The 13,584-nt window shown below is 66.3% G+C and carries 11 protein-coding genes; 4 read left to right on the forward strand and 7 right to left on the reverse strand.

What is annotated here, in order from left to right; all coding sequences use genetic code 11:
* The 3 genes from H5407_RS10670 to H5407_RS10680 form a co-directional block, all read right to left on the reverse strand.
* The coding region (locus tag H5407_RS10670) for a biotin/lipoyl-containing protein (protein ID WP_310737637.1) at positions 1–380 on the reverse strand (380 nt) is incomplete at its 3' end.
* Between the two features lie 103 nt (positions 381–483).
* Positions 484–1,527 carry an alpha-ketoacid dehydrogenase subunit beta gene (locus tag H5407_RS10675; RefSeq protein ID WP_183104558.1) on the reverse strand — a complete coding sequence of 348 codons (1,044 nt, stop codon included), beginning with the start codon at positions 1,525–1,527 and terminating at the stop codon, positions 484–486.
* Between the two features lie 17 nt (positions 1,528–1,544).
* A complete protein-coding gene (locus H5407_RS10680; RefSeq protein ID WP_183104431.1) occupies positions 1,545–2,816 on the reverse strand; it encodes a 3-methyl-2-oxobutanoate dehydrogenase (2-methylpropanoyl-transferring) subunit alpha in 1,272 nt (423 codons plus the stop codon).
* A 226-nt stretch (positions 2,817–3,042) separates the two neighbouring features.
* On the opposite strand from H5407_RS10680, the gene H5407_RS10685 reads away from it, so the two are divergent.
* The 4 genes from H5407_RS10685 (at position 3,043) to H5407_RS10700 (ending at position 8,768) form a co-directional block, all read left to right on the forward strand.
* On the forward strand, positions 3,043–4,980 hold the full coding sequence (locus H5407_RS10685) for a bifunctional 2',3'-cyclic-nucleotide 2'-phosphodiesterase/3'-nucleotidase (protein WP_183104432.1): 1,938 nt from the start codon (positions 3,043–3,045) through the stop codon (positions 4,978–4,980).
* 100 nt (positions 4,981–5,080) lie between these two features.
* Positions 5,081–6,958, forward strand: a complete 1,878-nt coding sequence (locus tag H5407_RS10690) for a DUF885 domain-containing protein (RefSeq protein WP_183104433.1) — start codon at positions 5,081–5,083, stop codon at positions 6,956–6,958.
* 507 nt (positions 6,959–7,465) lie between these two features.
* Positions 7,466–8,143, forward strand: coding sequence for a hypothetical protein (locus H5407_RS10695; RefSeq protein ID WP_183104434.1), 678 nt, complete (start codon positions 7,466–7,468; stop codon positions 8,141–8,143).
* Positions 8,127–8,768: a hypothetical protein gene (locus H5407_RS10700; RefSeq protein ID WP_183104435.1), complete on the forward strand. Its 642-nt coding sequence runs from the start codon at positions 8,127–8,129 to the stop codon at positions 8,766–8,768. The genes H5407_RS10695 and H5407_RS10700 overlap by 17 nt, the downstream gene beginning before the upstream one ends.
* A gap of 385 nt (positions 8,769–9,153) precedes the next feature.
* On the opposite strand, the gene fabG is transcribed toward H5407_RS10700, so the two are convergent.
* From fabG to H5407_RS10720, 4 genes are all read right to left on the reverse strand, one after another.
* Positions 9,154–9,882 carry a 3-oxoacyl-ACP reductase FabG gene (fabG, locus tag H5407_RS10705; RefSeq protein ID WP_183104436.1) on the reverse strand — a complete coding sequence of 243 codons (729 nt, stop codon included), beginning with the start codon at positions 9,880–9,882 and terminating at the stop codon, positions 9,154–9,156.
* Positions 9,867–11,087 (reverse strand): hypothetical protein, encoded by a 1,221-nt coding sequence (locus tag H5407_RS10710; RefSeq protein WP_183104437.1) that lies wholly within the window; start codon positions 11,085–11,087, stop codon positions 9,867–9,869. Before H5407_RS10710 ends, fabG begins: the two co-directional genes overlap by 16 nt.
* Positions 11,088–11,150: 63 nt before the next feature.
* Positions 11,151–12,539, reverse strand: coding sequence for an FAD-binding oxidoreductase (locus H5407_RS10715; RefSeq protein WP_183104438.1), 1,389 nt, complete (start codon positions 12,537–12,539; stop codon positions 11,151–11,153).
* Between the two features lie 27 nt (positions 12,540–12,566).
* On the reverse strand, positions 12,567–13,577 hold the full coding sequence (locus H5407_RS10720) for a branched-chain amino acid aminotransferase (protein WP_255501189.1): 1,011 nt from the start codon (positions 13,575–13,577) through the stop codon (positions 12,567–12,569).
* Positions 13,578–13,584 lie beyond the last annotated feature (7 nt).

Raw genomic sequence — 13,584 nt, forward strand, 5'->3', positions numbered from 1 at the left:
GGCTCCGCCCTGGCAGGCGCAGGCGCAGGCGCAGGCGCAGGCGCAGGCAGGGTTGCAGGCACTGGCGCGGGGATCGGAGCCGGGACCGGCGCTGCGGCCACCGGGGCCGCGACCACGGCGGCCTCCGAGGGGGCTGCGCCCTCGATCGCGATCTCGATCAGGGCCGATCCCACACGCATCACCGTGCCGGCTTCCGCGCCCAAGCGTTGGACCACGCCCTTGACCGGAGAGGGGATCTCCACCGTCGCCTTGTCCGTCATCACGTCCGCGACGACCTGGTCCTCGCGCACCACATCACCCGGCTTCACATGCCAGGCCACCAGCTCGACTTCGACGATGCCTTCGCCGATATCGGGCATCTTGATCGTATGAATGCTCATCAAACCTCCTGCCGGGCCGCCACATCGCGACCCTGCTGCGCCCTGCGGCGCGATTGCTCTTGGGGGACAGCGCGGGGGCTGTGCCGCTCGACTCGATCCATGCTCAGGACTCCATGACCCGGCGCAGCGCCGCCGCCACGCGGGCTGGCCCGGGGAAGTAGTCCCATTCCTGGGCGTGCGGATAGGGCGTGTCCCAGCCGGCAACGCGCTCGATGGGCGCCTCCAGATGGTAGAAGCAGTGCTCCTGCACCAGGGCCGAGAGCTCTGCGCCGAAGCCGCTGGTGCGGGTCGCCTCGTGCACGATCACGCAGCGCCCCGTCTTGCGCACCGACTCCACAACGGTCGAGATGTCCAGCGGCCACAAGGCGCGCAGGTCGATGATCTCGGCGTCCAGCCCCGTCTCCTTCGCGGCGGCCTCGGCAACGTAGACCATGGTCCCGTAGGCCAGCACCGTCAGCTGCTGCCCGGGGCGGTACACCGCCGCCTTGTCCAGCGGCAGCGTGTAGTAGCCCTCGGGCACCTGGGCCTTGGGATGGCCGCTCCAGGGGGTAGCCGGGCGGTCGTGGTGACCGTCGAAGGGGCCGTTGTAGAGGCGCTTGGGCTCCAGGAAGATCACCGGGTCGTTGCACTCGATGGCGGCGATCAGCAGGCCCTTGGCGTCATAAGGGTTGGACGGCATCACCGTGCGCAGGCCGCAGACGTGGGTGAACAGGGCTTCCGGGCTCTGGCTGTGCGTCTGCCCGCCGTAGATGCCGCCGCCGCAGGGCATGCGGATGGTCAGCGGCGCGGTGAAGTCCCCGGCCGAGCGGTAGCGCAGGCGTGCCGCTTCCGAGACGATCTGGTCGGACGCCGGATAGAAGTAGTCGGCAAACTGGATCTCCGCCACGGGGCGCAGGCCATAGGCACCCATGCCCACGGCCACCCCGACGATGCCGCCCTCGGAGATGGGCGCGTCAAAGACACGCTGCGAGCCGTACTTGGCCTGCAGGCCGTCGGTGCAGCGGAACACGCCGCCGAAATAGCCCACGTCCTGGCCGAAGACAACCACGTCCGGGTCGCGGGCCAGCATCACGTCCATGGCCGAACGCAGGGCCTGGATCATGGTCATGTTGGCGGACACTCCCTGCACATCGGCAGCGTCCGCCATGGGTAGTTGTTCAGCCTTCATTGACGGCCTCCAAACGCTTGGGCCTCAGCCATCTGCTCGCGCAGGTGCTGAGGCATGTCTTCGTAGACGTCCTCGAACATGGAGGCGATGCTGGGGATGTGGCCATCGGCCAGGCTGCCGAAGCTCTCGGCATGCTTCTGCGCGGCCAGCACCTCGGCTTCCAGCTCCTCCTGCTGGGCGGTGTGCTGTTCCTCGGACCACAGGCCGCGGCGGATCAGGTGCTGCTTCAGGCGAGCGATGGGATCGCCCAGGGGGAAGCGGGTCCAGTCGTCCGAGGGGCGGTACTTGCTGGGATCATCCGAGGTGGAGTGAGGCCCGGCGCGATAGGTCACCCACTCGATCAGCGTGGGGCCCAGGTTGCTGCGGGCGCGCTCGGCGGCCCAGCGGGTCACCGCGTAGACGGCCAGGAAGTCATTGCCGTCCACGCGCAGGGAGGCAATGCCTGCGCCCACGCCGCGCGCGGCGAAGGTCGTGCCCTCGCCACCGGCAATGGCCTGGAAGGTCGAGATGGCCCACTGGTTGTTGACCACGTTAAGGATCACCGGCGCGCGGTAGACGTGGGCGAACACCAGGGCGTTGTGGAAATCGCTCTCGGCTGTGGCGCCGTCGCCCACCCAGCCCGAGGCGATGCGGGTGTCGCCCTTGATGGCGCTGGCCATGCCCCAGCCCACGGCCTGCACGAACTGCGTGGTCAGGTTGCCGGAGATGGAGAAGAAGCCGGCGCGCTTGATGGAGTACATCACCGGCAGCTGGCGGCCCTTGAGCGGGTCTTTCTCGTTGGAGAGCAGCTGGCACATCAGCTCGGACAGCGGCACGTCGTCACGTCCGACCAGCAGGCTCTGCTGGCGGTAGGTCGGGAAGCACATGTCGCCCTCGTCCAGGGCCATGCCGTGTGCGCTGCCGATGGCCTCCTCGCCCAGGCTCTGCATGTAGAAGCTGAGCTTCTTCTGGCGCTGCGCGATCAGCATGCGGCCGTCGAAGATGCGGGTCTTCATCATGGTGCGCAGGCCACGCTTGAGCTGGGCCTCGCTGAGCTCGGGGGCCCAGGGCCCGCAGGCCTCGCCGTCCTGGTCAAGCACACGGATCAGCTTGTGGGCCATGTCGCCGGTATCCACCGGCGCCACGTCCACCGCCGGTCGGGGCACCTCGCCCGCCGCGCTGATCTTGAGATAGGAAAAATCGGTGTGGCAGCCCGGCCGCCCCGTGGGCTCCGGCACGTGCAAGCGCAGCGGTGCGCGCACGGCACCGGGCTCGTTCTTGTCGCTCATACATCGCTCCCGCATGGTGATGCCATGCAGAAATTCAGGCAGTTGGCAGCCACCGGGTCGGGCGCTGCCACCCACACCGGACAGGCCTGGGATCGCCAGACGCCGGTGCGCCTGGGCAGCGTACCGCATCCATCGGCCATTCCCCATGATCCAGGCTATGAATCAGGGAAAGCCTGGAGCGCCGCAGAGGCCGGGATGCGACGCCCGTCTGCGCTACCCTCGCCCCATGAAAGACCGAGCCCCCTTCCCTCGCACCACCTGGCCGCGCCGCGGCGCCATCGCTGCCCTTGGCCTTTGCCTGGCCACCGGGCTGCAGGCCCAGACCCTGAAGCTGCGCCTGCTGGAGACCAGCGACATCCACATGAACCTGCTGGCCTACGACTACTACCAGGACCAGCCCAGCAGCACCCAGGGCCTCTCGCACACCGCCCGCCTGATCGCCCAGGCCCGCGCCGAGCAGCCCAACCACCTGCTGCTGGACAACGGCGATCTGATCCAGGGCTCGGCCATGGGCGATGTGGTCGCGAAGCAGGGCCTTGCGGCGCAGGCGCATCCAGCCCTGCAGTCCCTGCGCCTGCTGGGCTATGACGCGGCCAATATCGGCAACCACGAGTTCAACTTCGGCCTGCCTTTCCTGAAGCAGGCCTATGCCAATGCCGGCTTCCCCGTGATCAGCAGCAATCTGCGAGAGGCCCGCAGCGGCAAGCCGGTCTTCACGCCCAGTGTGCTGCTGCGACGGGATTTCACGGACGAACACGGACGGCCGCAACGCCTGCGCATCGGCGTGCTCGGCCTGCTGCCACCACAGATCCTGCAGTGGGACCGCCAGCACCTGCAGGGCCGGGTCGTCGCCGAAGACATGGTGGTGGCGGCCCGGCGCGAGATCCGCCACCTGCGCGCGGCAGGAGCAGACCTCGTCATCGCCCTGGCCCACACCGGCTACAGCGCCGAGCCCCAGCCCGAGGGCGCCGAGAACCGCGCGGGTGACATCGCCCGGCTGCCCGGCCTGGATGCCCTGCTGCTGGGCCATGCCCATGCCGAGTTCCCCGGCCCCGCCTTCGCCCGGCACGCGGGGGCAGATCTTGCCCTTGGCCGCATTCATGGCGTGCCGGCGGTGATGCCCGGCAGCTGGGGCAGTCACCTGGGCGTAATCGACCTGCGCCTGGAGAAGCAGGCCGGCCGCTGGCGCGTGGTGGACAGCCGGGGCAGCCTGCGCCCCCTGCGCGACGCCCGGAGTGCGCAGGCCCCGGCCGAGCCCGACACCGCCCTGGAAGCCCTGCTACAACCCGCGCACCAGGCCACGCTGACGCTGATCCGCCAGACCGTGGCCCAGGCGCCGCGACCGCTGCACAGCTATTTCGACCTCGTCCAGCCCTCCGAGAGCCTGGCCTTGGTCGCCCGCGCCCAGCGCGCCTACGCCCGCGAGGCCCTGCGCGGGACGCGCTGGCAAGACCTGCCCCTCCTGAGCGCCGCCGCCCCCTTGCGCAACGGCGGGCGCCAGGGCTGGAGCAGCTATGTGGACATCACGCCCGGGCCCATGTCCATCAAGCATGTGACCGAGCTCTACCCCTACCCCAACACCCTCAAGGTGCTGCAGCTGAGCGGCGCCGAGGTGCGTGAGTGGCTGGAGCGCTCCGCGGCGCAGTTCCGGCAGCTCCAGGCCGGCCTGGACGAGGCTCAGGCCCTGATCGACGAGGCCCAGCCCAGTTTCAACTACGACGTGATCCTGGGCCTGGACTACGCGATCGATCTCGCCCAGCCCGCCCGCTACGGCACGGACGGCAAACGCCTGCCGGCCGTCAGCACCCATCGCATCGGCGAGCTGCGCTACCGCGGCCAGCCCGTGCGGGACGATCAGCTTTTCCTGCTGGCCACCAACAGCTACCGGGCCGGCGGCGGCGGCAACTTCCCTGCAGCAGGCCCGGAGCGCATCGTGCTGGACGCCGCGGTCGAGAACCGCGAGGCTCTGCAGCGCCTGCTGCAATCAGGCCATGCCTTCGAGGCTGAGGCCGACGAAGGCCGGTGGACACTGACGTTGCCAGAGGGCACGCGCGCACAGTTCCGCTGCGGCCCGGCCGCACGAGGCCAACTGCCCGAGGCCGGCCGACTGCGCTGGGTGCAGGACTCGCCCGAGGGCTTTGCCGTGTTCGAACTTCGCCCCTGAGCCCCGCGCACTGGGGCAGCAACGGAGGGGCAGCGCGGGCCTGGAGCGCTATGCTGCCGCCTCGCGCCCGAACGGGGCGCACGACTTCCAGAAAGCCCCCATGCGCGCTGCCCAGCCTTCCTCCTGCTCGCCTCTCAGCTCTTCGTGGTCCCGCCTGGGACTGCAGCTGGGCACGCTCAGCGCCGCCCTGGCCCTGGCCTGGGCGGCGCCCGCTCTGGCCGCTTCGGCCGCTTCGGCCGCTTCGGCCAAGAGCCCTCCCCATCAGGTCAAGGCGGCCCACGCCGGGACGCAGCAGGCCGCCGACCGCGCCTTCGACCGCCTGTCGCACCAGTTCATTGAGGCCCTGTGGACGCTGGACCCCGATGCCGCCCTTATCGCCGGCCGCTATGACGGCGCCGCCCGCCTGCCCACACCGGATGCCGCCGGCCGCCAAAAGGCCCTGGCTTTCGCCCAGCTGTGGCAGGCCCGCTTCGCCGCGGTGAAGCCCGAGGCGCTGTCCGACCGCGCACGCACCGACCTCGCCCTGCTTCAGAACAAGGTCGCCTCCGACGCCTGGTCCCTGCAGACCCTTCGCGAATTCGCCTGGAACCCGTCCAGCTACAACGTGGCCGGCGCCATGGACCTGATCCTGAACACCGACTACGCACCCAAGCCGCAGCGCCTCAAGGCCCTGCTGTCGCGACTGAAGGCCGTGCCCGCCTACTACGAGGCCGCCTATGCCAGCATCGAGACGCCCACCCGCGAGCACACCCAACTGGCCGTGAGCCAGATCGACGGCACCCTGGCCGTGTTCGACGAGATCGACAAGGCAGCAAAGGCTGAGCACAAGCTCGCTGCAGCCGACCGCAAGGCCCTGGCATCGGCACTGGCCGCCGCGCGCAGTGCCGTCAAGGGCTACCAGCAGCGCCTGCAGGCCTTGGACGAGAAGCTGGCCGCGGCCCATGGGAAAGAGGGCCAGGCCCGCTCCTTCCGCCTGGGCCGCGAGCTCTACGAGCGCAAGTTCCAGCTGGACATCCAGTCCGCCAGCAGCGCCGAGCAGACCTACCAAAAGGCCCTGGCCACGCGCGAGCAGCTGCTGGCCAAGATGGAGGAACTGGCCGACCAGCTCTGGACCAAGACGCAAAGCGATGCGCCCCGGCCTGCGGACCGCATCGAGAAGATCGACCGCGTGATCAAGGCGCTGTCGGTGAAGCATGTGAAGGCCGAGAACTTTCTGGCCGAGATCCGCCAGCAGATCCCGCAGCTGCAGGCCTTCGTGCAGGACAAGGACCTGCTCACCATTGACCCGAAGAAGCCCCTGCAGGTGCGCGAGACCCCGGCCTATCAGCGCGGCGTGGCCGGCGCCAGCATCGAGGCGCCCGGCCCCTACCGCCCGCAGGACCGCACCTACTACAACGTCACCCCGCTGGACGACCTCAAGCCCGAGCAGGCCGAGAGCACCCTACGCGAGTACAACCACTGGATCCTGCAGATCCTGAACATCCACGAGGCCATCCCGGGCCACTACACCCAATTGGTCCATGCCAACAAGTCGCCGTCCCTCGTCAAGGCCCTGTTCGGCAACGGCGCCATGATTGAAGGCTGGGCCGTGTATGGCGAGCGCATGATGCTGGAGGCCGGCTACGGCGAGCACGCGCCCGAGATGTGGCTCATGTACTGCAAGTGGAACCTGCGAAGCGTCACCAACACCATCCTGGACTACAGCGTGCACGTGCTGGGCATGACCCAGGACGAGGCCATCGCCCTGCTGACCCAGCGCGCCTTCCAGACCGAGCAGGAGGCGCGCGAGAAGTGGCGCCGCGTGCAGCTGACCTCGGTCCAGCTCACCAGCTACTTCAGCGGCTACAGCGAGATCATGGCCCTGCGCGAGGAACGCCGCCAAGCCCTCGGCGAGCGTTTCGATCTCAAGGCCTTCCACGACCAGTTCCTGAGCTACGGCAGCGCGCCGGTGGCAGTGATCCGCGAGCTCATGCGCTGAGCCACCCCCAAGCGTCCACAGCTTCTGTGGACAAGTCTGGGGACGGTCCTTGGAGCGCCTGCCGCAGCCCCGATGCCTACGGGGCTGAGCCTAGGCTGCTGCAAGATGAGGCAGCACCGCCGTCGGCGGCCTGCCTAGCACGGAACAGTGCCGCCAAGCGCTGCGCCCATGCGACTGAGGCTGGCAAGCGACAGCGGGCTGGATCAGTTCGAGATCCCTCCCTTCGGTCCGCCTGGTCCGCCCGCCCCTTCCCCCGGCAGCGCTCACTCCCCTGTTGACGCCCTGATTGACGCCCTGAGCGGGGCCTGTCAGCGCTTACAGATTCCCTCCCTGCCACCGTATGCGAGCCTGCGGACCGCGGGCACGGCTCAGCCCTGCCGCAGCGGCCGGGATGGCCTCCCCGTGCGCGCTGGCATCAGGAAGGCATGCATGCTGCGCCCTGGTGTTCGCCCGCAGCGGGAGCGCCTATCAACAAAGCGTCTGCTGTCATCACTTGGGAGACCCACGATGAACCTCATGCAAGCCTTGTCGGCGCACTCGCGTGCCGCTCGCCGTCCGAGTCCGTCGATCGCCTGCGCCGCGCTGGCCGCAGCGGCGGCTGCGCTGTGCCATGGACCTGCGATGGCGCAGACCGCGCCGGCCGCAGCCTCGGCAATGCCGGCCGCCTGCAGCCTGCCCATGAAGCCGGCCGCCACACAGGAGGAAACCGCCTGGCAGCTTTTCGTGGCCGCCCACTGCACGGTCAACACCCCGGGGGGCCAGAAGCTCAACTGGGAGACATGGACCGAGCAGACCTGCTGGCTCAACCCCGGTGCGCCGGGCTGCAAGACCGGCGAGCAGAGGAAGCGTTTCAGCCACGCCATGAGCCTGCTGGCGACCCGGGGCAAGCTGCACGCCCCTGCCGCAAGCACCGCCGCCACCGGCCTGCCGGGCTGCCAGCCCATGACGGCCAAGTCCAGCCAGACGCCCAAATCCCTGCTGCCCTTCGTGCCCGGAAACCTCAGCGCCAATCCGCAGTTCTGCGAGGAGGTCTACGTGAACGCCTCCGAGGCCGCCTTCGTCACCTCGCCACCGGGCGGCAAGCCGGGGGGCCACGCTGACCACGCGCACCGGGCAGGCCGACTACATCGCCACGACGGGCAAGCCGCTGGACTTTCCCAAGGAAGCGGTGGAGATCAAGGCTGACTGGATTGCCGCCAGCTCGCTCAACGCAGCCAGCTTCTTCAACTGCAGCGACAAGAAGCCGGCCGGGGTCTACGTGCAGACCATCGATGGCGTCTGCTACGCGCTGGTCGGCGTGCACATCTCGTCCAAGCTGTATCCCAACTGGCTGTGGGCCACCTTCGAGCCGCAATCGCCCGTGACCAACCCCAACCGCTGCAAGCCCTCGCTCTACTCGCCCTGCAACGATCCCTGGGGTTCCAACCCGGCGCTCAGCACGGGCCAGGCCACCGCCGCGACGAAGAACCTGACGAACCTGATGGACCAGGCCGGTCTGCCGCCCGAGTTCCGCAACTACCGGCTGGTGGGCACGCAGACGCAGTACGAGCAACCCCTGGCCAGCAAGGGCATGCTTGGCAACTCCTTCGTCGAGTTCAACGCCCTGGTCCTGCCCCAGCAGGCCTCCTGCATCACCTGCCACGGCTATGCCGCCATCAACGTGGCCCTGAATCCTCCGGGCACCGGCAATGGCAGCCCCATCGGCAATGGGCCGTCCATCGGCAAGCCCGTGATCCCGCCCACCATCCCCGGCCGCCATTGGGAGCCGGTGGATTTCTCGTGGATGCTGGGCTTCATGCCGGGGAAGTAAGGCTGGCTGTCCGGGGGCGTGTCGCGGCGGCTCATGCTTGCTTCGCGCCCCTGGAGTCCGCATCCGGCTCAAGCGCTTCCTTGACCTGATCTCTGACTCGAGCCGGCGCTCGCGCAAGGGGCGCCAACAATACCTGGGTGGCTCTCCCGCGAAGGTGAGCTCGTGGATCCGTCACGTGGCCGCCAAGCGGCTACCGACAACGATCAAGGGCGCCGCTCCTGCAGCCGCCCACAGCATGGCCATCAACGTCGCGCAACCAGGCCAACTGCCCGGCCACCGCAAGGCGCCCCGCAAGGCCTTCAGCCCACCCCGCCGTGGAGCGGCCTGGCGGCACGCCGACGCATCCCCCGGCTGTCTGGCGCGACAGCGCTCGACGAGGCGTGTTTCAGCCCGTCAAGCCCCCATCGGCCACGATCACCTGGCCTGTGATGTAGCTGGCTTCATCACTGAGCAGGAAACGCACGATCTGCGCAATTTCCCCGGGATTCCCGAAACGGCGCAGCGAGATTCGGTCCACCATCTCATCGACATAGTCTTCCGAGAGAGATGCTGTCATGTCGGTGTCGATGAAACCGGGGGCAAGCACATTGACTCGGACGCCCCGTGGCCCCAATTCCTTGGACAGGGACTTCGTCAGGCCGATCAGGGCGGATTTGCTTGCAGCGTAATTGCTCTGCCCCGCCACCCCGACAATGCCGGAAATCGAGGCGACATTCACGATGGAGCCTTGCCGTGCCGACGTCATACCGGGCACCAGCATTTTGCAAGCCTGGTAGACACTGTTGAGATTGCAGTTGATCACGTCCGCCCAGGCTTCGTCACGCATGGCGGCGAAGGACTGGTCCTGGCGGATGCCGGCCGAATTCACCAAGCCTTGCACGGTGCCCAGTGTCTCCTGGAGCGCGCCCAATGCTGACTTGATCGACTCGGGAGAGCGCAGCTCCATCTTCGCGCAGCAGACGCGATGCTTTCCAAGCTCCTCGACCAGGGCCAGGGCTCGCGATTCGCTTTGAAAGTAGGTGAAGCCCACGCGGTAGTCATGGCGGACCAGCTCCCTGACCACGGCCTCGCCGATACCTCGCGCACCGCCGGTGACGATTACATTTCCTCGCATGAAGGCTGCTCCAGTTCCATGGTTTCTCGGTTGCTGATGGTCCCGTCCACCAGACCAAAACCAAAATAGGCTTTGAATTCGTCAACGCCCTGCACCGGCACGCCCGATTCCCTTGAAAGCACCGTCTGCATGACCTGCGCAGGGAGCGGCACAATGGATGCGCCCGGCGCGACATGCACGGCGGATGCGCCGGCGGCAAGCGCAATGTAGGCGCCGCCCGACACCGTGGATTCAAAAACCACCTCAATAGGCAGACCGGCGTGCACCAGCTTGCGCATCACCGCAGCCAGTTGCACCAGGTACTGCGACTGGGCAACGGCCTCGTCACGCAGGTCAAAGCTATGGCTCGGACAACGGACCCTTAACTCTGCGACCGTACCGGCATGATCATGGGCGGCGTCGAGGCAACTGATCAGTCGCAGGCAATGGGTCGGCGTCAAGCCCGACGGCGCGTTCACCGTAATCCGCAGCACATTGCCGACGCGCCTCACGCTGATGTCGTCGTCACTGACACCACTGCCTGGCCGATAGCCCTGCAAGCGATCGTGGAGCAGCTTCCTGCAGTAGAAATCGCCGGTTGACGCTCCATCCGCGGCGCGAAGGACCGCGCTCCGGGCCAGGGCGAGATAGTCGTCCACCCCGCCCCAGTTGACGGCGTCGGCGCGGTTGAATTCGTACCGCCGACTGTCGATGACCGCGTAGCTGGCCTGCGCCAAGGTGACGCCTTGGGGCGCACCCGCCACCAGCGCCTTCGGACCGGTCATGGCGAAAGCGGAGCTCCGTTCGAAAACGCGGACATCAGCGGCATAGGCCAGCATGCTCGCTGAGCCGAACGCATGTTTGCCGACCAGTGCGACGACGGCCCCACCCCCCGCCTTGATGTCGCACAGGGAGCGAAATGCCTTGCGAATGGCGCCGAGCGCTTCAATGCCCTCGGAAAGCCGGGTTCCAGCGGAATCCAGGCCGAGAACCATCACATGCCCCCCTTTGCTGGCCCGCAGGGCAGCAGCCTCCAGCGCATCGCATTCTCGACAGCCCAGGGTCCCCAGCTTGGCTTTCGAATCGGTGAACACGGCGGTCACGGCCCGCCCTGAGACCAGGCCTTCAGCAATGAGAAGGTCCGACTTTGAATCCAGCCTGCGTACATCTTGGCCGCCGAACAGCAAATGCAGCTGCCGGCTTGCCGGCAAGTCCATAAAGTTCATGAGGAGATGAAAGTAAAGAAAGGTTTGGTAGACCTTGGAGAAGCCCTACCCTGCAAGCGGCCGTCACGTCTGTGGATCCACGACCTTCATGGGGTTGAAAAGCCATTTCGGATCGACCGCCTTTTTGATGGCACGCATCAGGTCGATGCCCCGATCACCGACTTGGCGACGGAGAAATTCCTTCTTGTGCAGACCTATGCCGTGCTCACCGGAACAGGTTCCTCCCAGGCGGATGGCCCGGTAGACCATCGCCTCGTTGAGGCGCTCGGCTGCCAGACGCTCAGCGTGAGAGGCTGGGTCGATCAAATAGCCGAAGTGGAAATTGCCGTCGCCCACATGACCGACTAGGAAATATGGAATGCCCACCTGTCGCGCGTCGTTCTCGGATTCGAGAATGACCTCAAGAAGCTTGCTGATCGGGACGCAGACATCCGTTGAAATCGCCCTCGCGCCAGGGCGACTCTGGATTGCCGCGAAGTAGGCGTGGTGACGAGCTTCCCACAACTTCGTTCGGTCTTCTGGCCGCGTTGCCCAGTCAAACCCCAGGCAGCGGTTGTCCGTGGCGATTTCCCTGAACTCCGCCACCTGGCATTCGAGCTCCTCCTTGCGGCCATGGAATTCCACAAACAGCGTGGCGGCCTCGACATAATCTGCCTTTCGATAGCGATTGACCATGCCGATGGTCTCTGCATTCAAAAGCTCCATTCTCGCGATGGCAATGCCAGCCTGTTTGACCTGGATGGCCACGTTCACCGCATCTTCAAGCGACTGGAAGGTGCAAACCGCCGCCGCCACCTCATTGGGCAGGGGGTGAACGCGCAAGGTGACCGAGGCGATAATCCCCAAGGTACCCTCACTGCCGATGAACAGCTTGGCCAGGTCGTAGCCGGCGCTGCTTTTGCGAACTCCGCGTCCCAGTTCCATCGCCTGCCCATCTGCCAGGACGACCACCATGGCCAGGACGTTCTCCTTCATGGTTCCATACCGGACCGTGGTCGTGCCGCTGGCAGAGGTGGCGCACATGCCGCCAATGGTGGCATCGGCGCCGGGATCAACAGGGAAGAACAGCCCGGAATCCCTGAGCGCCGCATTCAGTTGCTTGCGCGTCACCCCGGCCTGCACGGTCACCGTCATGTCCTCCGCGCAAATATCGAGGATTTGATTCATGCGCGTCAGGCTGACGGTCACCCCCCCCCGAACCGGCAGGACGTGGCCCTCAACAGACGAGCCTGCCCCGAAGGGAATGATCGGCATGTCGCGCTCGTAGGCGAGGCGCACCACCTGTTCAATTTCCTCGATTGACTCCGGAAACACCACCACATCCGGCATGCCGATCACGCCATAGGAGGATTCGTCTTGCGCGTGCTGCAAGCGCACCGCCTCTGAAGCGTCACATCGCCCGCCAACGATCGCTCGCAATTCATCAAAGATTCGTGGTTTCATCGGAAACATGAAAAAGAGTCATGGAAGAGACGGGGCCTACACCCCATGTCGCCACGTGGGCATGCGCACGCTGCGTCCGGCCTGCACGGCCAGCAGCTCTTCTCTGATCTTTTCCGTCACCGAACCGGGCTTGGTGCCGATCCGATACTCCCGACCTTTGAATACCAAGGTACCCACAGGGGTGACACTTGCCGTCGTCCCACAGCTGAAACACTCGACCTGCTGACCGGACTCAATGGCAGAGAGGAGTTCCTGGATGGCGATCTTCCGCTCTACCGTTGGCACGCCAAGCTCCCTGGCTAGATCCAGGACACTGGCGCGTGTGATGCCTGGCAGGAAGGCGTCATTGAGCGACGGCGTCAGCAATTCGTCTCCCAGCACAAAGAACACATTGCTGGTACTGAATTCCTCGATCCATTGCTGTGTGGGCCCGTCGAGCCAGAGCACCTGATCGCAGTCCGCGCCCGCAGCATTCTCTTGGGCAAGAATGGTCCCGGCGTAGTTGCCGGCGCACTTGGCAAACCCAACGCCACGAGGGAAGGCCCTGCTGAATTCGTCTTGCACCAGAACTCGCAGCATTCTCGTGCGGTCTCCGAAATACTGCTGCATGGGCAGTGCCAGCACCATGAACGCAAAATCGCTGGATCGGCCGTAAAAGCCGAGGCTGGGCTCGGTGGCGACAATAAATGGCCTCAGGTAGATGCTTTCGGGCCGCGCAGGATCATCCAGGGCGTCAAGATTTGCTGCCACGACACTCGTCACGGCGTCGATAAAGGACATCGTCGGCAGCTCGGGAATAGCCATGCGCGCACAGGAACGCTGGAACCTCTTGGCGTTTTCATCCGGCCGAAATACAGCGTATCGCCCATCGTCCTGCCGGTAGGCCCGAACCCCTTCAAACACGGCCTGCCCATAGTGGAATACCTGCGCCGCCGGACTTACTTCAATGTTCCCATAGGGAATCAAGGCTGGCCTTGACCATCCATCCCCAACGCTCCAGTCCATGCGAAGCATGGTGGGAAGCATTTGGCTCCCGAATCTGCTCATGTTTTCC

Source organism: Mitsuaria sp. WAJ17 (assembly GCF_014174515.1).
In the GTDB taxonomy this organism is placed as follows: Bacteria; Pseudomonadota; Gammaproteobacteria; order Burkholderiales; family Burkholderiaceae_C; genus Roseateles_B.